Below are 21,124 nucleotides of genomic sequence, written 5' to 3'. Positions count from 1 at the left end.
ATCGCCGGCTTGCGCGACAAGCCGATTGCAGCTTACCTCGTAGGAGCGGCTTCAGCCGCGACGGGCGTTTCCGGGTAAAGCCCGTCGCGGCTGAAGCCGCTCCTACAGTGGAAGTTCCTGAGCGATCAGGGATGCCCACCATGCGCTATGGCGCAGCATGCGGCAGCTAAGCCTTGTTACCGCGTACTGCCCTTGCGCGCGGACGACGTCTTGCTGGCACGCTTGCTGCTCGCACGCGTGGCGCTCTTCTTCGCCGGCGTTTTCCTGGCCGTCGACTTCTTGGATGCGGTCTTTTTCGTCGCAGCTTTTTTTGTTGCGGTCTTCTTTGCCGAAGCCGTCTTGCTCGCGGCCTTCCTGGCCGTCGTCTTCCTCGCCGAGGCGGACTTGGCCGTGCTCTTCTTTGCAGCGAACGTACGCGTACCGGACTTCTTGGCCCGCGTCTGCGCCGCCTTCTTGGCTGCGGCCTTGCGCACCGTCGCACCCTTGGTTTGCGCAGCCTTCTTCGCCGCGGCCGAGCGGCTGCTGGCGCTACGCTTCTTCGCTGCGCGCTTGGTCTGCGTCGACAGCGCCTCGCTGCCGACGGTCTTGCGCGCGGTCGTGCCCTTGCTGGCGGTCTTGAGTGCCTTCTTGGCACCGCGCGAGCGCGCCGGCGACGGCTTGCCCTGCTTGCCGCCCTTGGCCTCTTCCTGCGCAACCTTCTTCTTGGTGGCTTTCGACGCGGTCTTCGACGCACCGGTCTTGACCCCGGCGCGCCGCGCCTTGGACAGGCCGATGGCGATCGCCTGCTTGGTCGACTTCACCTCGGTCTTGCCCTCGCGCACGCGGTCGATCTCCTCGCGCACGAATTCGCCGGCCTGGGTGGTGCCGGCCTTGCCTTCGCGCTTGGCGCGGCGCGCACGGGTGGTGGTGGATTGCTCCGGCATCGCGACGTCTCCTGAAAGCGGCCATGACGGCCATCGCTTCCGGGTGTAGCAACGCCCAGGTCAAGAGCAGGCATACGACAGGCGAAGCGCGCGTGCACATGCCTGCACGCCAGCGACGCCGCGATCAGCCATCGCGGCCGCACAGCGCCGGCGAGTAGGTCTGGATGGCGTGCTGGATCGGCGCGTGGCGTCCGTACATCAGCGCACAGACCGACAGCACCGACGCGATGGCGTACACGCGCAGGCGCGCGGGCAACTGCGGCGCACCGCGCCACTGCAGATAGCAGGCGGTGGTCGCGGCCCCGACGACCACGCCGACCGCAACCTCGGACAGGCTGTGCGCACGTGCATAGACGCGGGCGATGGCGATCACGCTGGCGATGGCGAACCCGCAGGCGACCGCCAGCCGCGGGCGTGGGCGCGCCCGCAGGCACAGCATGCACGCCATCGGCCACACGCAGGCGGCAAGCATGGTGTGCCCGCTGATCACCCGGAACTGCAGCGCGCGCAATTCCACGCCGCAGCCGGCGTAGAGGATCTTGGTCGCTCCCACCAGCGCCGCGGCGGTCGCCAGCAGGCCCAGCCAGGTGCCGGCGGCGCGCCAACCGCCACCACCGAGCGCCAGCCACAGGGCGCAGGCGAGCGCGAGCGGCAGCGTCATCGCCGCGTCGCCGAAGTTGCTGATGGCAGACCACATGCTAAAAACGTCCTTCGGCGTACGCGTCGTTTGGGAGCACCGACGCACTGCGCCGCGGCCGCCATGATACGGGCGATCCAGGAAGCGTGAGGAGCGCGGTGCGCAGCGCGCGACGGAGGTGCAAGCGTGGCGACGACAAGCGCGACCCCTGATCCAGCCGCCGCATCGCAATGCGCGTCCCGGCGGCTTCCCGAGCCGCAGCCAGCCCCTCGTAGGAGCGGCTTCAGCCGCGACGGGCTTTACAGGGAACCCCATCGCGGCTGAAGCCGCTCCTACAGCACGTATCGCAATCATCACAGTCGCCCGGACGCCGCTTCTGCACGACATCCCGGATCCGTTCGCGCGCGACGCAAGCAACCCGCCGCACGTGCCTCTCAGGTGGCGCGTGCGGCGCGCCTCTCTGCAGCAGCCTGCGGCGCCGGCTCCCAGCCGAACACGCTGCGCCCGCCATAGGCATGCGACTGCGCGCGCTCCTCGGCGATGTAGTCCTCCACCGACGGGCCATGCGCGGTCGCTTCGAGCAGGCGCGCCTGCGCGTCCAGGCGGCGGATCGCCTCCAGCTTCTCCTCGCGGCCCAGCTTGGCCTGCGCGACCGCGGTCTTGAGCACGCCGATGGTGTGGTCGTAGACCCGCGTCGGCACCGGGAACGGATGCCGGTCCTTGCCGCCGTGGGCCAGCGAGAAACGCGCCGGGTCGCTGAAGCGGCACGGCGTACCGTGCAGTACCTCGGCCACCAGCGCCAGCGCCCGCACCGTGCGCGCACCGATGCCCGGCACCTGCAGCAGATCCTGGAAATCGCGCGGGCCGCATTCGGCGGCGGCGGCCAGCGCCCCGTGCAGGCGCCGCACCACGACGTCGCTGCCGCGCACGTCGTGACGGTCGGGCAGCGACAGATGCGGCAGGTCGGCGGGCCGACGCTCTGGCAGCGCAGCAGCTGCCGGCGCGAACAGGTCGCCGGTCTCGGCGAACAGCGCATCGGCGGCCGGCACAGTGTCGCACCGCGGCTGCGCGGTGCGGGCCGGCGCTGCGGCGACCGGTGCCGACGCCTGCGCGGCCTCCAGCGCGGCGTACTCGCGGGCAATGCGCTCAGGCGCCAGCGTCTGCAGCAGGTCCACCTGCGCCGCGCGCGCCGCGGCGGCACGGTGATCGGCAAGATTGACGATGCGGCCCTGGCGCGGACCGTCGATGGCCGCATGCGGCGCGTCGACGAAACTGCTCAGGCCTTCCGACAGCCAGTGGTAGCGGCGCGCCTGCTTGCGTGCGCCGTGCATGCCCTGCTGCACCACCACCCAGCGCCCGTCGTCGCTGACGATGAAGCCATGCAGGTACAGGTCGAAGCCGTCCTGCACCGCGGCACTGTCGACCTTGGCAACCAGGCGGCTGACCCGCGCCAGGTCCACGCCGTCCAGGCCGGTGCGCTCGCCCACCGCCAGCAGTTCGTCCGGCGTGGCCCGCGAATGCCGTCCGCGGCCGCCGCACACGTGGATGCCCAGTTCGCCGGACAGCGGCGCCAGGCCGCGCTTGAGCGCGCCCAGCACGCTGGTGGTGATGCCGGAGGAATGCCAGTCCATGCCCATCACCGCGCCCAGCGACTGGAACCAGAACGGATGCGCCAGGCGCCGCAGCAGTTCGTCGCGGCCGTAGCTGTGCACGATGGCTTGGCACATCACCGCGCCGAGCCGGGTCATGCGCGCGCCCAGCCAGTGCGGCACGCGGCCACCGTGCAGGGGCAGATCGGCGCTGCCGGAACGTCGGCTCATGGGGGCTCCGGGAATGGCGGTGCACCAGGGTAGCCAGTGCCGGTCTCAGTGCGCGAGCCTGGGGGCGAGCGCAGGCTGAGTGGTTCAGTGCACGCACATGCGACCGCAGCCAACCGACACGGGAAGACGTGGCGACAGATCGACGACGCTGTTGCGACGACGTAGACTGCACGCAGATGCATTCCGTTCCCTATGCTGCCTTGCAGCCCGCCTGGCCCCGCCAGGGCCGTCACATCCTGGCGCACTTCGACGCCGATGCGATCGATGTCTACCAGGCCTACCGCCCCGCGATCGCGCAGTTCGCGGTGGCCCATCAACGCTTCGGCGGCGAGTTCAGCTACGACCGCATGAGCTGGATCAAGCCGAACTTCCTGTGGATGATGTACCGCGCCGGTTGGGCGCAGAAGCAAGGGCAGGAGCGGATCCTGGCGATCCGGCTGCCGCGCGCCTTCTTCGACGAACTGCTGCGCGCCGCGGTACCGTCGACGTTCGATCCGGTGCGCTTCGCCAGCCATGCCGCGTGGAAGGACGCAGTCCAGCAATCCGACGTGCGCCTGCAGTGGGACCCCGACCACGCGCCCGACGGCAGCGCGCTGCCGCGTCGCGCACTGCAACTGGGGCTGCGCGGCCAGGCGCTGCGCCAGTACGGCGAACGGCGGGCCCTCTCGATCACCGACATCACCGATTTCGTGCACGCGCAGGCGCTGAACCTGCAGCACGGCGAGGCGGCGCTGCAGGTGCCGCACGAGCGGGTCTACGTACCGCCAGCCAGCGCGGCGCAGAACCTCGGGCTGGACGACCAGTAGCCATCATCGGCTGCGGTGGCGCACGCCCCAGGCGCGCGAGCGGGCTCGTCGACCGTCGTAGGAGCGGCTTCAGCCGCGACAGGCATTCCCGCGATGCCTGTCGCGGCTGAAGCCGCTCCCACGTGGGATTTACATCAGGCGACAGGCGCTCACTGCAGCGGCCCGATCACCCCGCCAACTCCGCCGCCAGAAACGGCGCGGTTCGACTCTCGGCCTGCCGGGCCACCACAGCTGGCACGCCCGCCGCCACCACCTTGCCACCCGCCCCGCCCGCGCCCGGGCCCATGTCGATGATCCAGTCGCTGGCCGCGGCCACGCGCATGTCGTGCTCCACCGCCACCACCGTGTTGCCAGCCTCCACCAGCCCGTGCAATTGCCGCAACAGCGTGTCCACGTCGGCGGGGTGCAGGCCGGTGGTGGGTTCGTCCAGCACGTACACGGTGCCGCGGCGCTGTGCGCGCTGCAGCTCGCTGGCCAGCTTGATGCGTTGCGCCTCGCCGCCGGACAGCTCGGTGGCCGGCTGGCCCAGCCGCAGATAGCCCAGGCCCACCTCCACCAGCACCTGCAGCGGCCGCACGATCGCCGAGTCGTCGGCAAAGAAGTCCAGCGCCTGCGCCACGGTCATGCGCAGCACCTGGGCGATGTTCTGGCCGCGCAGTTCGATCTCCAGCGTCTTGGCGTTGTAGCGCGCGCCATGGCAGGTCGGGCACGGCGCATACACGCTGGGCATGAACAGCAGTTCCACGCTCACCGCGCCCTCGCCTTCGCACGTTTCGCAACGACCCTTGGCCACGTTGAAGGAAAAACGCCCGGCATCGTACTTGCGCTTGCGCGCCGCCGGCGTGGCCGCGAAGCGCTTGCGCACATGGTCGAACAGGCCGGTGTAGGTGGCCAGGTTGGAGCGCGGCGTGCGTCCGATCGGCGCCTGGTCCACCTGCACCAGCCGCCGCACGTGCTGCAGGCCGTCGGCGATGTAGCCGTCGGTGGCCACGCGCGCACCGCGTTCCAGCGGATCCAGTTCCTCCTCCGCCTCGGCCGGCGCCTGGCCCAATTGCGTGCCCAGCAACTCCACCAGCGCCTGGCTGACCAGCGAGGACTTGCCCGAGCCGGACACGCCGGTGACGGTGGTGAACACGCCCAGCGGGATGTCCACGTCCAGCGCGACCACGTTGTTGCGGCTGACCTCGCGTAACTGCAGCCAGGCCTCCGGCGTGCGCGGCGAATGGGCAGCGGCCTGCGGTTCGGCGAACAGGTAGCGGCGCGTGGACGAGGCCTGTACCTGCGCCAGTCCCGCCGGCGGGCCGCTGTACAGCACCTGGCCGCCGTGCTCGCCGGCACCGGGGCCGACATCGACGATCCAGTCGGCATGGCGGATCACGTCGATCTCGTGTTCCACCACGAACAGCGAATTGCCCGCGCCCTTGAGTTGGTCCAGCGCACCCAGCAGCGCCTGCGTGTCGGCCGGATGCAGGCCCGCCGACGGCTCGTCCATCACGTAGACCACGCCGAACAGCTGCGAGCGGATCTGCGTGGCCAGGCGCAGCCGCTGCAGTTCGCCGGGCGACAGCGTCGGCGTGCTGCGCTCCAGGGTCAGATAGCCCAGGCCCAACGCCTCCACCACCTGGATCCGCGACAGCAGATCCTGGGCGATGCGCTGCGCGGCCAGCGCCTGCTCGGGATGCCGCGAGCGGCCTTGCAGGCGTCCCTCGGCCGCGGGCCGCAGCAGGTCGGCCACCTCGCCGAGCGGGCGCTGCGACAGTGCGCCGATGTCCAGCCCGGCGAAGGTCACCGACAGCGTCTCGCGGCGCAGCCGTTTGCCGTCGCAACTGGGGCACGCGGTGCTGATCAGGTACTGCGCCACACGCTTCTTGATCATCGCGCTCTGCGTGGTGGCGAAGGTGTGCAGCACATAACGGCGCGCGCTGCTGAAGGTGCCCATGTATGCCGGCTCCTGCTTGCGCTTGAGCGCGCGCTGGGTCTCGGCCAGGGTGAAGCCGGGATACACCGGCACGGTCGGCTGCTCGTCGGTGTACAGGATCCAGTCGCGGGTCTTCTTCGGCAACTTGGACCATGGCACGTCGACGTCGTGGCCGAGCGTGGTGAGGATGTCGCGCAGATTCTGACCATGCCAGGCCGGCGGCCACGCCGCCACCGCGCGCTCGCGGATGCTCAGCGAACGGTCCGGCACCATCGACGCCTCGGTGGCGTCGTAGATGCGGCCCAGCCCGTGGCAGGTGGGGCAGGCACCGGCCGGCGTGTTCGGCGAGAAGCCGTCGGCGTGGATGATGCCCTGTCCCGGCGGATACGTGCCGGCACGCGAGTACAGCATGCGCAGCGAGTTGGAGATGGTGGTGACGCTACCCACCGACGAGCGCGTGCTCGGCGCGCCGCGATGCTGCTGCAGCGCCACCGCCGGCGGCAGGCCATCGATGGCGTCGACGTCGGCCACGCCGGCCTGGTCGATCAGCCGCCGCGCATACGGCGAGATCGAATCCAGGTAGCGCCGCTGCGCCTCGGCGAACAACGTGCCGAACGCCAGCGACGACTTGCCCGAACCGGACACGCCGGTGAACACCACCAGCGCATCGCGCGGCAGCTCAACGTCCACGTCCTTGAGGTTGTGCTCGCGCGCACCGCGGACGCGCACGAAGCCGGAAGCGGCGGAAGCGGGAGGCGTGGACATGGGCAGGACCGGCAACGCGAAGGAGCGCGCAAGCTTAGCCGGTCGGCCGACATGGGCGTGTCGCGGCGACTGCGCTGCAGCGCGCTTGGTCGGTCGTCGGCGAAAGCGCAGCGTCGCGAGTGACGCAGGTCTCAGCTCAACGCGGGCGCCGTCATCGTATCGGCATCTTCGGCACGCGCGGCCAGCGCCTGCATCCGCGTCACCGCGCTGGAGAAGGCGCGCAGCACCGCCACGCCGCGTTCGGCGTAGATCGCATGCAGCGCCTGGTAGTACCACAGCGTGCCGTCGCGGCCGGCGGTGAAGCGCTCGAACACTGCGATGCCGACGTCGGGGTCTTCCAGGTCGGCGACGATGCTGCGCGCGTTGTAGAGCTTGTCGCAGGCCGATACCAGCAGCACCGCGTCCGGGGCCTCGGCGAGGTGCGCCAGATAGGCTTGCTTGCGGATGCGCCAGTCGCGGCGCCTGGCCGGCACGTCCGCCTGCACTGCCTTGCGCTCGGCGGTCGCGTCGGTGCACGCCATCACCATGTCCGCCACCGCCTCGCCGAACTGCGCGCGGATCACCGCCTCGTGCCCGGCGCCGCAATCCTCCACCACGTCGTGCAGCAGCGCCGCGATCGCCTGGTCCTCGTCGCCGCCGGCCTCCAGCACCAGCGTCGACACGCCCAACACGTGACTCAGATACGGCACCGTGCCGCCCTTGCGGAACTGGCCGGCGTGGGCGATGCGCGCATAGTCCACGGCGCGCGCGTAACGTTCGGTAAGAGCGGTCATGCGGCGATCCTGACGGAACAGGCCGGCATTATCGCCAAACTTGCCGACGTGAGCGCGTGGAGAGGCACGTGGACATGGCCGCCGTTCAAGCCGCGCGTGCGGGCATTGCCTGCGTGATCGGCCGATAGCGCGCACGGACGCAGGCCGCCGCGTCGCCCTGCCTGGCCTAAGCTCCTTCCCACTTACACTTGCCTGCTTCCCTATCATCGCAACGCCCGCACATGGACGTCCGTCATCTCGACCAGCACGCCCCGGACCTGCCGCAGATCGCGGCCTGGTACCACGCGGCCTGGGGCCGCGAGGCGGGCTTCTCGCTGGATGACGAACTGCGCCAACTGCAGCGCGCGCCGGATGCGCACGGCCTGCCGCGCCTGCTGGCGGCCTTCGACGGCGCCCACGCGATCGCCGTGGCGCAGCTGAAATACCGGGAAATGGATGCCTTCCCCCAGTACCCTTACTGGCTGGGCGGCGTGTACGTGGACGCGGCCTATCGCGGACGTGGCATTGCCGGCCGCCTGCTTGCCCATGCCCTGGCCGACGCCGCGACCCTGGGCCTGGGCGCGCTGTATCTGCAGACCGAGCACCTGGACGGCGGCCTGTATGCCCGCCACGGCTGGCAGCCCGTGCAGGAAGCCGATTCCTACGGCAGCCGCGTGCTGCTGATGGTGCGCCCGGTCGGCTGAGCGGGTGCCCGCGTCGCCGCGCCTGCACATTACTTTTCCCCCGCGCCGCGTTAACGTGGCGCTTGGAAAGATGGAGCGGCCTTACCTAACCTACCGCTCGATCCACACACGCATGAACGCAGCGCCGAGGATGCAACCCACCATGATCACCGACACAGCCCACGCCGTGGACGACACCGCCACCGACAGCGCCCCGACCCCGCCCGCGCGCCGTGCCGCCATCTCCGGCCGCGCCGCCGCGCACAGCGTGTACCGCTCGCCGCTGTCCGCCGATGACGCCGACGCGGAGGCGCTGCGCCTGCGCGAACAACGCGCCAAGCGTGCGGCGCAGGTGGCCGCGGTTGGCACAGTCGCCGCCCTGGCCGCCGTGGCGCTGATTGCCTGGCGGCGCGCGCGGCGCTGACCGCGCAGCGACACCTAGCGCATTCGGCAGCATGCGCCGAGCAGGAAGCTCGCCGCAGCCCACGCAAGGAACGTCCTCATGACGCCATGGCACCGCATCGCCCAATTCGCCGGCCTGGCGCTGGTCGCCAGCGCCTGCAGCATGCCCGCTGCCGCCCGCAAGACGCCCATGGCCTCGGCGGTGCTGCGCGTTCCAGCCGACCTGCCCAACCAGCGCCTGTTCGACTGCGCCGAATCCAGCATCGCCACCCTGTCCGAGACAAGCAGCTCCTGGCCCAAGGTCACTCGCGAAGATCCAGCGCTAGGCATCCTGGAATCGGGCGACTTCCCCGAGACGAACCGCAGCGGCTTTCGCCTGCGCCTGGAGCGCCCACCGGGCGCCAACCAGGCCAAGCTCGCCCTCAAGGGCGCTGGCGCCTATTTCGTCGACCTGGGCGTCGACAAGGCGATGCAGGATCTCAAGACCGCACTGGATCGCTGCGTCGCCACGCAACCGTATTGAGCCCGAATAGGACACGGCGGTTCTGATCCCCGCGCCATCAAAGCGACCAAGGAAGGACACGACCATGCCCAATTACGCCATCGAAGCCCGCTCGCTCGGCGTCATCGGCATCGCCGGCCACGCCTTCTGGGTGTTACGGGACGAACATGGCAAGGCCGTGGCGGAACTGCATGGCCTGGCCACCGATCGCCAGACCGGCCAGGCCATCCCCATCGGCACCGACGCCACCCGGCACGCGCTGCGCGCCTGGCATTACCCGCACGATCCTGCGTACGCCCGCTCCATCGGCGAAAAGGTCGACAGCACCAGCTACATCCGCGACGACCAACCGTCGCGCACGGTGGCCACCGGCGACAAGCACGAGATCCTGGAGCGCTGGAACACCGCGGTGCGCGCCGTGCCGGAACTCAACGCACAGGACCGCGACTATCCGAACTACGGCTTCAAGGTCTTCGGCGACACCGTCAACAGCAACTCCGCCTACCGCACCTTCGGCGAGCTGATGAATGTGTCCGTGCTGGGGTTTCGCGGACGCCTCGAACCGGGCATCGGCAACCGCATGCTGTCGCCGGAACGCACCGAGGAACTGCGGTATCACGCACCCAAGAGGCTGAGGCATGATGGTCTAATTCGGCATGCGATGCATCCACTTTCGCAGTGACGCCGAGGAGGAGTACATACCATGAAAAGAATTGAAAAAATCTTACTCGCCTTGACGCTAACCGTTTGTTCAACCTCCTGTGCAACCACTGGCCTGGCAGCCGACACAAGCCAAGGAAGAAACATGAACTCGAATAATGAAATGACTGCAGCCGATCTTGGACATCGCTTCCTATCGATGATCGAGAGCACGCAGAATTTCAACGACCTGTCGGCCAAATCGATTCAGTCCGCCATTGGAGCAACCTTCGAGGGAGACGAAAAATCGGGGGCTTATGCACTCAAATTGCCAGATGGGAAGTGGCAATACGGAATAACGTATAACTTGGACAGCAAACTCGAGGAATACTCGAACGTAACGATTGAGCTGATCAAGGCGGCCAATTCAGTCGATGAAAACAGCCTTCCTTGCGACCTTGGGCTTGACGAATACGACCATGCCCTGAAGGCGGCGGGGTTCAGTACCAGACCCAGTACGCAAGACGAGATCAGAGGACTCGTGGCGCTGCACTACAGCCGCAACAACATGCATGTTCAGATCGTCCCCCAGCGCCAAAATTCGACCTGCGCCAAAGCGATCAGCATCCAGAAATTTGGGGAGTGACCGTAATGACAAACGTCAATGCTCAGTTAGAAGCCGCCCTGGCTCAGTTTGCCAACCAGCCGGGAGTGACCACCGATCAAGGAGCGAAATTACGCGCAACAAAAGCAAATGGTGGATGCGCATGTGACATTGCTCCGACCAGAAAGAAGACATCCATCGGGAGCCCAGACACAAACGTTTGAGATCGACAGTATTGTCCGGCGCAAGAAGAAGCAGCGTCGAGGCCAGCAAAAACGGAGCAGGCAACGTGAAAGCAACTTCAACGATTCCATTGGCCTTAGCAATCATCTTTCTATCAACATCCTGCGCAACCAACAGCTTGGCAGCCAACGAGCGACAAGCAGGAAACATGAAGGAGCACACGGAAATGACGCCAGGCGAACTGGGCCATCGCTTCCTAGCGATGATAGAGACTATCGACAAATTCGATGACCTGTCCGCGGAGTCGCTGCAACGGCTCATGGACGTCCCATTCACCAGGGATGAAGCGAAAAATTCCGGATTCTACGTGCTGAAGTCCCAAGACAACCGGGAATACAACCTCACCTACAACTTCAACGAAAAATTTCCAAGATATTCGAATGTAAATCTGGAACTATCCGCAGCAGGAAGCACAAGTGAAGCAAATTCACCGCCATGCGACCTGATATTGAAAAACTACGATGAATCCTTGAAGAAGCACGGTTTCAAGCCCGAGCCAACATCCTACAACGAGTTCGGATGGGCGCTTTCCTTCTATTATTCGCGCAATGATCTCTACATCCAAGTCACCCCCCAGAACAAAGCACTGAAGTCTCCAGACGCACCTGGCGGAACCTGCATCGAAGCGATCAGCCTCCACAAACTAGAGGGGTGACGACGATGCCGGCAGCAAACGCACAGTTGCAGGCGGCCTTGACGCGATTCGCCAGCCAGCCGGGGGTCACCGCTGATCAGGCAGCACAGTTGCGCGCAACCATTGCTGCAGATCAGGACCTCACACAGCGTCTCAATCAAGAAGCTGCCAACGGTCATTTGAGCGGCTTCGCATTGAGCCAAAGCGGCTCCCAATCGTTGATCGGGTCTTACGACAAGTCGTCCGGGGTTGTCACCCTTCCCACACTCCAACCTGGCTCCGCCGCTGCAGAAGATTTGCGCGGCACTCTGCGTCTGCAGGAGATGAGCATACGCTTCGCTCACACCACCTATGTAGACGCCAACCAGCAAAGCCAGGCGGTGACCCAAGACATGGTCACCAATCTGCAAGCGACGATCAACAGCTCGCCCGCACTGGCCACCGAAATGAAGCGAGCGGTCACCACGATCGACAGCAACACCAGTAGCAACCGGCAACAGCACATGTTGCTTGAGAATTTCGCACCGCTCAGCGGAACCATCGCAGGAGGAACCTTCAATCCTGCAAACAAGACGATGAGCATCCCGCCTACTACGCTGGGGCAATCGCCAAGCCGATTCAATCAGAACGGCGCTACTGATCTGACATTCGTACTGGGCCACGAGACCCAACACGCCTTCAATCAAGTGTCGATGGTCGGCGCCTATCGTCAATTCGATTCCGCCGTGAAGGCGATCGCCAGCGACAACAATCCGATCAACGACTACACGGTTCCTATCGAAAACTTGGTTGCAAGAAACCGGGAGGATGAAGCCAAGGCACAAATTTCGGGCTGGAACGCATTGATCGATCGAGAGCGTCAGATCAACCCTCAGGTCGATCTGACCGCCATGAAAGGCATTCCGAACAGCCGCATCAAGGACTTTGTCGAAGCAGACCCGGCCAATCCTAGTCAAGCCAGGGCACGACCAGGACTCAGCTTCAATGCGGACGGTTCGCTCCCGATGACGCCGGAGAACATTGCCGCACAAGGCCGCTACTACTTCGACAAGCTTCCCAAAGGCACGCCTGGCCTATCAGTGGACCAGACAACCGGCATCGGGTACCACGGCGACTCGGACTACCCCAATTACTACGGCGCCTTGGCACTGAGCCGCGCGATCAAGATCGACAGAGAAAACGCGCACCCCATCCGCGGCGTCGCGCCGCAAATGCATCTGAACATGCAACGCCTGCATTTCAACGAGACCTTGCTGGAGCGCAATGGCATCGCCTTGCCGCAAGACAGCACGGCCACCCCTCAGGCGTTCTGGGATACCAGCACCACACCGCCCACACCCGGCCTGCTGCAACACACTCAAGATTCCCACCAGCACATCAGTCCAACCTCCGAGCGCGACTCGCCGCACGCAGGGCGCGCCCAGCCCGGCGACCCTGGACATCCCAGCACCCCCTTGTTAGAGAAGATCCGCGAAGGCGTGCGCGGGCTGGATCAACAGGCCGGCAAACCTTGGGATGAGAACAGCGAGCGGCTGAGCGCGAGCCTGTTGCTGCTGGCGGGCGAAAAGGGCTTCACGGCAAAAGACGACCTGAAGATCGCCGCCAACACGCCTACCTCAACCTTGGGCAGTGGCGAGGTGGTGCACCTGTGGCGCACCGGCCACCCATCGCCCGACCCTGCCGCGCACCGCGCGCACATGCCCATGCAGGACGCGCTCGCGGCGCCGGCGGAGCAACGCTTCGCGCAGTTGGAGGCGGTGCAGCAGCAAGCAAGGACCGAGGAACTGCAGCGCAGCCAGCAGCAGGCGCCCGTACAGCCGCAAGCGGCGCCGCTGCGTTCGATGTAGACGCCGCAAGCTCTACCAACGAACGCCAGCATCGGCACGACCGCAGGGGCGCCACCGGTCACGCGCGCGGGGTTGCACAGCAACGGTGTGGCCACCGATCAAAGCCACAACGCATGGGTCGAACGGCGATGCGTCTACCGTAGACGATGCCCGGGCGCCCCGCTCCCGGCGTCATGGCCCGGCGCCTGATAGGGGGACTGACGCTGCGCCGGCCACGACACCTCGCGCAGCACCATGTCCAGTTGCTCCGCGAGCAGTTCCATGCACACCGCCAGTTCCCCCGCACGTACCTTCGGTGCGGCCTCGCGTTCCTCGGACACGCTGCGTGGCTCCGCCAGTCGTGCGAGGAACTTGATGAACTCGCCCAGCCGCACCAGCCGGAACTGGCTCGCTTCGGGCAGGAAATAGCCCACCTTTTCAAGGTCGTCCGTTCTGTGCTCCGACATCGTCGCCTCTCCTTCCATGAAGTGGCCGTCCGCCGCCAATGGCGGATGGGAAGTCGGGAGGCTAGAAACCGCTAACAGCCGGCGGGCTTATTCCCCTTGCGGGTGTTGTATTCACCGCCCTCCCGACGCAGAGGTCGCGTCGGCTGCACCTGCAAAGCACGCAGGCACAAAAAACCCACCGGTTTGTCGGAGGTGGGTACCGCTGTTAGCAGAGTTTCTAGGCTCCGTTTAGTAATATTGCTACCACCGATGCAACGCGTCAAGCCGCCTCATCCGCGGATGGTGGCATGCGGCAAACATCAAGCGACACACGCCTTTCGCCGCGCGTCAGATCCCTTCGACATCAATGCCGTTTTCCGCCAACCAAGCCTTGCGCTGCAAATAGTCCGGCATGGCGCGCTCCACACGGAGCCAGAATGAAGGCGTGTGGTGCGCCTCGTGCAGATGCGCCATCTCATGCACCAACACATACTCGGCGATGCGAGCCGGCAGCAGAATGGTCTTCCAATGGAAGTACAGCCAATCCCCCTTGCCGCACGAACCCCAGCGGTAGCCAAGATCCTGAACCTTTACCCCGACCGGAGCGACGTCCATGCGCAGCGCGTGTTCGAGCATGCGATCCGACAGCCAGCGCTTGGCACGTTCGCCATACCAGCGAATGAAATGTTCCCTGGCAGCGGGCAATGCATGGGATGCCAGGCAGAAGCGCCCGGCGGACAGCTTCAACGGTACTTCCTGATCGGCCACCATCTTCAACCGGTAGCTTCGCCCCAGGTAAAGGAAGCCCTCGCCACCCACAAACGCCTTGCGCGGCGCATGGCGTTGCAGGCGATCCTTCTCCGCTAACCGGGTGTAGATCCAGAAGCGCTTTTCCTGCACGAAGGCGCGCAACCTGGACTCCGTCACGTCCGGCGGTGCAGAAAGCACAAGCGCACCATCACGCTCGACAGTGATCTCCATCGTTCGTCGGCGCGCGCTGTACCGCACGGTGAACAGCAGATCGTCCACCTGCAGACTGGAGGCAGTCATGGCAGCTCGCATGGCATCACACCTGCATCAGCCGCTCATGGCTGGCACGCGCCTGTTCCATCAGCTTGTCGGTGAGCAGCCCCGCCGCATCCTCATCCATCAGCGGGGGGCGCAGCCGCATCAGACGATCGAACAGCAAACCGTTGAGCTGTTCCTGTGCCGCGCGCTTGTGCGGACTCCAGATATTGCGGTTGCTCTGCAGCTCCTGCACCAGCAGCTCGACCAGTTCCACGGTCACGTCCATCAACCGAAGCAGTTCCGCCGGAGTCGGCTCGCGCCCGGCGCAGACCACGTCCATCACCGTGCGAAGAAACGGCGCGCAATACTCCGGCACACCCGCCGGCGTATCGGCGGCGCCGACGCTACCGTTGCGCACGTCGTCGACCAGCGCCTGCAGCTGGGCAACCACCTCACTCCATTGTTCGCCCAACGCCCGCAAGATCTCGTTCAATCGCTCAGAAAGCTTGCGGTACAGCACCGGGTCCTCGTCGGCATGCTTGCGGATATGCGAGCGCACCGCGTGTTCCATTTCCGAAGCCTTGGCGCGGTCATTCGCGGCCCGGCCCACATGGGCATCGAACTGGGCGTCGGTCAACTGAATCGGCGGAATCTTCGGGTCGATGCCCAGCGAGATCACATGATCGTCGATCAACTTGCGCACCTTGGCGCCCACGTCCTTTCCAAGCACCGGCGTGTCCTTGTAGCGATTACGGGCGCGCGCGTGGATGTAGGCCAGGCGCTTGGCATCGGCAGAGAACGGCAGGCCTTCCGGACGTGGCAAAACCGTGTCCAGCGACCCAAGAAAGGCCTTGAGCTTGACCACGAACTCCGCCCTGAGCTTTTCGTTACCCAGTGCATCCACACAGGCCTCGGTATCGGCTAGTGATGCGATGCCCCGTTCGCGGAACAGCTCAACCACCCGCGCATGCCGATCGCGCAACACCGGCACTTCGTCCTTCAAACTTGCTAGTGCGCCGACCACATCTTCGTCGGCATAGGCAGCCAGCGCTTCCTTCAGGTGCTGGGCCACACCATAATAGTCCACGACGATGCCGCGGCGCTTACCAAAGCCCGTGCGATTGACGCGCGCAATGGCCTGCAGCAACTCGGCCTCGCGAACGGGCCGGTCCAGGTACATCACGCCCGCGATCGGCGCATCGAATCCCGTCAGTAGCATCGACTTGACCACCAGAAACGCCAGCGGATCCGCTTTGGTCGCATCCGGATGCAGCAGCGGCTTCTTGAAGCGTTTGATCAGCGAATCATGGACAGCACTGTCGGTCCAGCGCTTCCAGCCGGGATCGTCGTTGTTGCTGCCGGAGATGATCGGCGCGAACTCGATCCGCGCCAGCACCTCGCGATAGCGCCAGGCCTGGACCACCGCCCGCACCTTCGGCGACCGCAGGCACAGGGCCTCATCGTCCATCGCCTGGTCCTGCGGGCTCAACGCATCGGCCTCCTGCAGCAGTTCGTCGCGTGCGGTTTTCAAAGCGGCGAAATAGCGGGTGGCGGCCAGCCGGCTGTAAGCCACCACCTGGGCCTTGTAGCCATTGGGCAGGATGTTGGCGACGTAATGGCGGAGGATGTCGCGCGCCTTGTCGGCAATCAGTGCGGGCGCATCGAAAATGTGGCCCTTGGTGGCGTACTTTTGCTTGATCGCTTCCAGCTCTTCCTGTGTGTGCTGGCGGAACAGATCCTCGAATAGTTCGTCCAGGTTAGCGCCATCCTTGATGGCGCCATTGGCGGTACGTCCTTCGTAAAGCACCGGCACCGTCGCCCCATCGGCCTCGGCTTCCTTGATGGTGTAGCGATCGATGAACTCGCCGAAGATCTCGTGTGTCCGCTTCTTCTCGCCCATGATGATCGGCGTGCCGGTAAAGCCGATGCGCGCACAGTTGGGCAATCCGGCCAGCAGGTTGGCATGCAGGTCGCCGGCCTGGGTACGATGCGCCTCGTCCACCAGCACCAGGATGGCATCGTCATCGTTGAGCACCTCGAAGTGCTCCGCAGCCGCTTCGGCCTTGCCATACGCAGCACGCACCTCCTTGACCGCGTGTCCAGCACCCGGCAGGTCATCGGCCTTCAGCGGCGCATCGTTGGCCGTGTCGCCATCGCGATACTTCTGGATGGTGACGAACACCAACCCCGGCCCCTTGCGGCGTGCCAGGGCTTTCAGGCCTGACGTACTGTCGGCCACCTCTACCGTCTCGCCGGTGAGCGTGGCGGTCACGGATAGCTGGCCTTGCAGGTCCTTGCGGTCGGTGATCACCACAACCTTGAAGCGTCGCAGCGCTGGCTCGGCGCGCATCTTGCGCACCAGGAACACCATGGTCAGCGACTTTCCCGAGCCCTGGGTATGCCAGATGATGCCGCCTCGCTGATCGCTTTCGCCATGCTGCAGCCGGGTCTGGCCACGCTTGAGCTTTGCGATCGCGCGGTTCACCGCACGGTACTGCTGATAGCGGCACACCGATTTGATGGTCTGTCCGCCCACCTGCATGAACAGCAGGAAGTGCTTCACCACATCCAGCAGGTTCGCTGGCGCCAGCAGGCCGGCAACCAACCGCTCCTGGGCGTTGAGCTTCTGCTTGCCGAAGCGTTGCGCCGCCTCCGCCTCCGATCCTGCACCGTCCGGCCCCACCACGGTCTTCCACTGCGCGAAGTGCTCGAAGCCCGCACCGATGCTTGCAACCCGCGCCTCGTCCACGCAACTGGCCACCAGCAACTGGTTGGTGGCGAACAGCGCCTCGTTGCCTTCATTCTCGTCCACTTCCAGCGCGGCCTTGCGCTGGTTGCTGTAGCGGCGCAACTGGTCCACGGCCTCGCTCAACGGCTCGGGGATGGACGGACTCTTGCACTCCACCACCACCAGCGGGATGCCATTCACCAGCAACACCAGGTCCGGCACGATGAACGCCTTGGCGCTGTTGAAGCCGGGCGGGCAGTCCACGCGGTACTGGCTGACCACGGTGAAACGGTTGTTGGCCGGCGTGTCCCAATCGATATAGCGGATCGTCTGCCCGCGCCCGCCCTCCCAACCGGGCAGCCCGTCGACCGTCAGGCCCTTGATCAGCAGCTCGGTGGCCTGCTGATTGGCCTCCATCAACTTGTGTCCTCCCAGGCGCGTGATGGCGGCCACCGCGTCAGCCAGACGGGCATCGTCCAGCCATGGGCGGCCGTCCGGCCCCGGATTCAGCGCCAGCAGGCGCTCGCGCAGCCGGGTTTCCTGAACGACCTCGGCGAAGCCGCTGCGTTCCGTGGCGGCGGGGTCGTCCAGGCTACCGGCCAGGTGCGTCCAGCCCACCGCCTGCAGTTGCGTCACGAAAGGCTTTTCGACGTCTTCCAACTCCCAACCCATCAGCATCTCCCTGGCTGGATGCAGGCATCCATGGACATCCCAACATTCTCATGGACCTCCAAAGAACCCCAAAGCGATCCAAAGACATCCAAAGATGTCCAAAGACCTCCAAAGGCCCCAAAGACCTCCAAAGGCCCCGTTCTCCTGGCGACACCTTTCAGTCGTCAGGTTCAAGGGTGTAGTAGGCCGCCCGGCGTGTCCCATGTTGGGACAGCCGCCCTTGCGCTTTTAGCCGCCCCAACAGCGCCTTGGCCTGCAAGGCACCCAATCGACACAGTTCCATCACCTCGGCACGGCGGATCTGCCCGTGCTGCTGCACGTAGTTCAGTACCAACTGCTCGTTCTGCAGGCTGGTGAACCCGGCTTGCCGGGTATAGGCGGCCTTGTCGCCCTGGCGCTGATACACGGCGGCCGACAGTGTGTAGCTGCGCGCGCGGGTCTGCCCATGCGCCTCGATCAGGCCGGCCTCGGTCAGCGCCTCCAGCGTGCGCTTGGCGCTGGCGGGGTCGCGCTGGATGCGCGCGGCCAGTTCGTCGGCGGTCACACGCTTGAGCTCGCGCAACGCGGCCAGCGCGATCAGGCTGTCGATCGGCAACTCGCCGTTGCTGCGCCGCTCCCGCTCCACCACCATGCGGCCGAAGTCGAGATCCGCCGCACCAGTATCCAGCCGCACCACCACGCTGTGGCTGTCCGTGCGAGAGTAGTCCGGCGCCGAGCGGCCGAAGCGCAACAGTCCGCGATAGATCGTGTCGACCCCGCGCCCCGAGCGTTCTACCACGCCGATGCGCTTCATCGCATCGGCCAGTGCGCGGTTGCGTGGACGCGGCTCGGTGGTGAGCAAATTGTCCAGCGTCACCCCATCGACCAGACCGCCAGGGTTGCTGACCACCAGCGCGTCGTTCTCCAGCCGCACATGCACCGCGCCCAGGCGGTGGTAATCGCGGTGGATCAGCGCATTGGCCACCGCCTCGCGGTAGGCCCCCATATCGACCTTGGGCACCGGCACACGGAACAGCCCGACCTGCAGCTCCTCTTCCGGGTTGTACGGGCGGAAGTTGGTCTCCAGCCAGTCGATGGCCTGCAGCAGCGGCACGCGACGGAACTCGTTGAAGCGCACCGCCTGTTCGGCCAGCACCTGGAACGCAAACTCATGCGTGGGCACATGCTGGCGCAGCGCCTCGACCCGGCCGATCACCAGCAGGCCACACAACGTCGGCACGCGGCGGCCATCGGACTGGCGCGCAGTGAAGCCCAGTGCGCCGTCCAGCGCCTCGTCGTCCAGCTCCAGCAGCACCCGGTCGCCGCCGTACTGCTGCACAGCCTGGCGTAGACGCTCGCGCTCCAGCGGGTCGAAATCGGACAACTGCGCGCCGGCCACCGGCTGCGCCGAGGCATCGACCAGGCCGAGCTGGCCGAGGCGGCTGTCGCGCTCATGCGGCAGCATCGGCACGCATTCGGGCGTGCCGTCGTGCTTTACGCGGCGGCGCAGGTAGACGCCAGCGGCGGTGGCCACCACCGTGGCGGCCTTCGGCACCAGGATGCGCGCGACGGGCACACCATCGATCTCGACTACCTCCACCTGCACCGCGATGGCCGGCGACGTGCGCGCGGCAATCAGGCCGGGCAAGCCGGCTAGCTGCCGGTGGTCGGCATGCAGACCGGTCGCGGTGCCATCGTCTTCCACGCCCAACCACAGCTCGCCACCATCCGCGTTGGCCAGACACACCACGGCCTCGGCCAACTCGCTGTCGGGCAGCTTTCTGCGGTCGCTCTTGAACTCGACCGTCAGCGATTCGGCGGGTGGCAGGATGTGGGTCATGCGGCGGCGGCATCCAGTAACGGCGTGACGCGGACGCGGCCGGTGAGGAGGTCGTCCATGAGACCGGCCTTCTCTGCGCGACGCTTTGTCAGAGAGGTGGCTTCCGATTCAATCCTCTCGCTTAGCGTCCGAAGACGCTGCTCCATAAGGCGCTGTTCCTCTCGCGGAGGCACTGGAAGCAAAGTGGATCGCAACGTATCAGACCTGATCGCAGCCATCGTGCCTCCTTGCTGATCCCGAGCGAAGTGAGCCAGAACCCATGGCGAATAATTTATCTGCAGCATTGCAAGATACGGGGAGTATGCATCGTGATCCAAGGTGATCGTCCATGTATGTTTTGATGACAGAGCATGACCGATGTTGCCAGGCACTAAACAGCACCTACCGACTGTCCCCATGATCGTGATCATCAGATCATCCGGACGAACAGCATAACGAGCTAGCTGTGCAAACTTCATCGGAGTTACAAAACGTGCGTAGTCGCTGGCGAATCGCTCGGTGTGCACATTGTCGATACCGAGGAGTGGAAATCCATCATCCACGAGCTCGTGCTTCAGAAGCGCACTTCCGAAAGGACCAGAGCGCATCGACGGATCAAGATCCGCAAGCAGCTCCGAAATGCACTTGGTGTCCCAGCCCGCAGGTATTAAGCCCAGCGATGAAGGCTTGTAGAGATGTGGCGCTTCGGACTGCGGCGGGCGCAGTTCGCCGTTGGCGTCGATGCCGCGCGTCAGCAGGTCGTGCAGCAGGCCCTGCTTGACGGCCTTGAGCTTGGCGATCAGCGCCTCGGTTTCGTGAATGGCAGTGTCGAGGGCACCGAGGATCACCGCGATCTTGCGTTGCTCACACTCTGGCGGGACGTCGCAACCGAAATCCTCCAAATCGCGATTTCGAAGATTGCTGATGGCACTTCCGGCCAACGCCAAGTCTAGATTCTTTCGATATTCACCTGATTGAAACAGCTGCCTTACAAATTCCGGGACACAACCCACTTCAGGACGGAAAATGGAACAGAACGCCCCGACTGTGATTTTGCCCGCGCCGCCGCCGAAGAACGCCGCAGCCTTACCAACCAATGACTTCGATCCGTTGGACATGCACACAGCAATATCCCCATCACGCATCAACTGGTTTTCTGCAACCAAGTGCTTTGGAACGATCTGAACATCATCGTATTCAAGGCGGCCAAAGCGAATATTGTTCGACCTCAGCAGGGTCACAGAGTCAGGCGAATGAAGTTCTAAAAGTTGTCCAGCCGCGTATGTGACACCTCGGTGTCCCTTCGCGAGGTCGCCAA

17 protein-coding genes and 1 pseudogene are annotated in these 21,124 nt (G+C 65.4%); 8 read left to right on the top strand and 10 right to left on the bottom strand.

The window, feature by feature from the left end:
* Positions 1-428: 428 nt before the first annotated feature.
* The 3 genes and pseudogenes from AC1PLR_RS05340 to AC1PLR_RS05330 all read right to left on the bottom strand — a co-directional run.
* Positions 429-923: pseudogene (locus tag AC1PLR_RS05340) on the bottom strand (DUF6496 domain-containing protein); the annotation flags it as partial.
* Positions 924-1,047: 124 nt separating this feature from the next.
* The gene (locus tag AC1PLR_RS05335; RefSeq protein ID WP_481102893.1) at positions 1,048-1,620 is read right to left on the bottom strand and encodes a phosphatase PAP2 family protein; all 573 of its coding nucleotides are present in this window, start codon (positions 1,618-1,620) and stop codon (positions 1,048-1,050) included.
* Between the two features lie 374 nt (positions 1,621-1,994).
* Positions 1,995-3,380 carry a DUF763 domain-containing protein gene (locus tag AC1PLR_RS05330; RefSeq protein ID WP_481102892.1) on the bottom strand — a complete coding sequence of 462 codons (1,386 nt, stop codon included), beginning with the start codon at positions 3,378-3,380 and terminating at the stop codon, positions 1,995-1,997.
* A 176-nt stretch (positions 3,381-3,556) separates the two neighbouring features.
* On the opposite strand from AC1PLR_RS05330, the gene AC1PLR_RS05325 reads away from it, so the two are divergent.
* A complete protein-coding gene (locus AC1PLR_RS05325) occupies positions 3,557-4,186 on the top strand; it encodes a DUF4291 domain-containing protein (RefSeq protein ID WP_481102891.1) in 630 nt (209 codons plus the stop codon).
* A 166-nt stretch (positions 4,187-4,352) separates the two neighbouring features.
* Here AC1PLR_RS05325 and AC1PLR_RS05320 read toward each other — a convergent pair whose 3' ends face one another.
* Complete coding sequence (locus AC1PLR_RS05320) at positions 4,353-6,869, bottom strand: excinuclease ABC subunit UvrA (RefSeq protein WP_481102890.1); 2,517 nt, start codon at positions 6,867-6,869, stop codon at positions 4,353-4,355.
* Positions 6,870-7,000: 131 nt separating this feature from the next.
* Entirely contained in the window at positions 7,001-7,642 is a 642-nt protein-coding gene (locus AC1PLR_RS05315) for an HD domain-containing protein (RefSeq protein WP_481102889.1), read from the bottom strand.
* A gap of 221 nt (positions 7,643-7,863) precedes the next feature.
* On the opposite strand from AC1PLR_RS05315, the gene AC1PLR_RS05310 reads away from it, so the two are divergent.
* The 7 genes from AC1PLR_RS05310 to AC1PLR_RS05280 all read left to right on the top strand — a co-directional run bounded on the left by AC1PLR_RS05310 (position 7,864) and on the right by AC1PLR_RS05280 (position 13,175).
* Complete coding sequence (locus AC1PLR_RS05310) at positions 7,864-8,325, top strand: GNAT family N-acetyltransferase (protein ID WP_481102888.1); 462 nt, start codon at positions 7,864-7,866, stop codon at positions 8,323-8,325.
* Between the two features lie 142 nt (positions 8,326-8,467).
* Positions 8,468-8,728 (top strand): hypothetical protein, encoded by a 261-nt coding sequence (locus AC1PLR_RS05305; RefSeq protein ID WP_295842809.1) that lies wholly within the window; start codon positions 8,468-8,470, stop codon positions 8,726-8,728.
* Between the two features lie 78 nt (positions 8,729-8,806).
* Entirely contained in the window at positions 8,807-9,229 is a 423-nt protein-coding gene (locus tag AC1PLR_RS05300; protein ID WP_481102887.1) for a hypothetical protein, read from the top strand.
* A 64-nt stretch (positions 9,230-9,293) separates the two neighbouring features.
* Entirely contained in the window at positions 9,294-9,890 is a 597-nt protein-coding gene (locus AC1PLR_RS05295; protein WP_481102886.1) for a hypothetical protein, read from the top strand.
* Positions 9,891-9,911: 21 nt separating this feature from the next.
* The gene (locus AC1PLR_RS05290) at positions 9,912-10,493 is read left to right on the top strand and encodes a hypothetical protein (protein WP_481102885.1); all 582 of its coding nucleotides are present in this window, start codon (positions 9,912-9,914) and stop codon (positions 10,491-10,493) included.
* Between the two features lie 247 nt (positions 10,494-10,740).
* Positions 10,741-11,349 (top strand): hypothetical protein, encoded by a 609-nt coding sequence (locus AC1PLR_RS05285; RefSeq protein ID WP_481102884.1) that lies wholly within the window; start codon positions 10,741-10,743, stop codon positions 11,347-11,349.
* A gap of 5 nt (positions 11,350-11,354) precedes the next feature.
* Positions 11,355-13,175 carry an XVIPCD domain-containing protein gene (locus tag AC1PLR_RS05280; protein ID WP_481103531.1) on the top strand — a complete coding sequence of 607 codons (1,821 nt, stop codon included), beginning with the start codon at positions 11,355-11,357 and terminating at the stop codon, positions 13,173-13,175.
* 134 nt (positions 13,176-13,309) lie between these two features.
* On the opposite strand, the gene AC1PLR_RS05275 is transcribed toward AC1PLR_RS05280, so the two are convergent.
* The 5 genes from AC1PLR_RS05275 to AC1PLR_RS05255 form a co-directional block, all read right to left on the bottom strand.
* Complete coding sequence (locus AC1PLR_RS05275; RefSeq protein WP_481102883.1) at positions 13,310-13,621, bottom strand: XAC0095 family protein; 312 nt, start codon at positions 13,619-13,621, stop codon at positions 13,310-13,312.
* Between the two features lie 327 nt (positions 13,622-13,948).
* On the bottom strand, positions 13,949-14,650 hold the full coding sequence (locus AC1PLR_RS05270) for a M48 family metallopeptidase (protein ID WP_481102882.1): 702 nt from the start codon (positions 14,648-14,650) through the stop codon (positions 13,949-13,951).
* A 16-nt stretch (positions 14,651-14,666) separates the two neighbouring features.
* Positions 14,667-18,014 carry a type I restriction endonuclease subunit R gene (locus tag AC1PLR_RS05265; RefSeq protein WP_481102881.1) on the bottom strand — a complete coding sequence of 1,116 codons (3,348 nt, stop codon included), beginning with the start codon at positions 18,012-18,014 and terminating at the stop codon, positions 14,667-14,669.
* Positions 18,015-18,165: 151 nt separating this feature from the next.
* A complete protein-coding gene (locus AC1PLR_RS05260; protein ID WP_481102880.1) occupies positions 18,166-19,827 on the bottom strand; it encodes an ATP-binding protein in 1,662 nt (553 codons plus the stop codon).
* Positions 19,824-21,047 carry a restriction endonuclease subunit S gene (locus AC1PLR_RS05255; protein ID WP_481102879.1) on the bottom strand — a complete coding sequence of 408 codons (1,224 nt, stop codon included), beginning with the start codon at positions 21,045-21,047 and terminating at the stop codon, positions 19,824-19,826. The genes AC1PLR_RS05260 and AC1PLR_RS05255 overlap by 4 nt, the downstream gene beginning before the upstream one ends.
* Positions 21,048-21,124: the final 77 nt, after the last annotated feature.

This window comes from Xanthomonas sp. NCPPB 3570, assembly GCF_056725115.1.
Note: the sequence above shows the minus strand (reverse complement) of the source record. Positions and strands in the feature narration are given on the sequence as shown.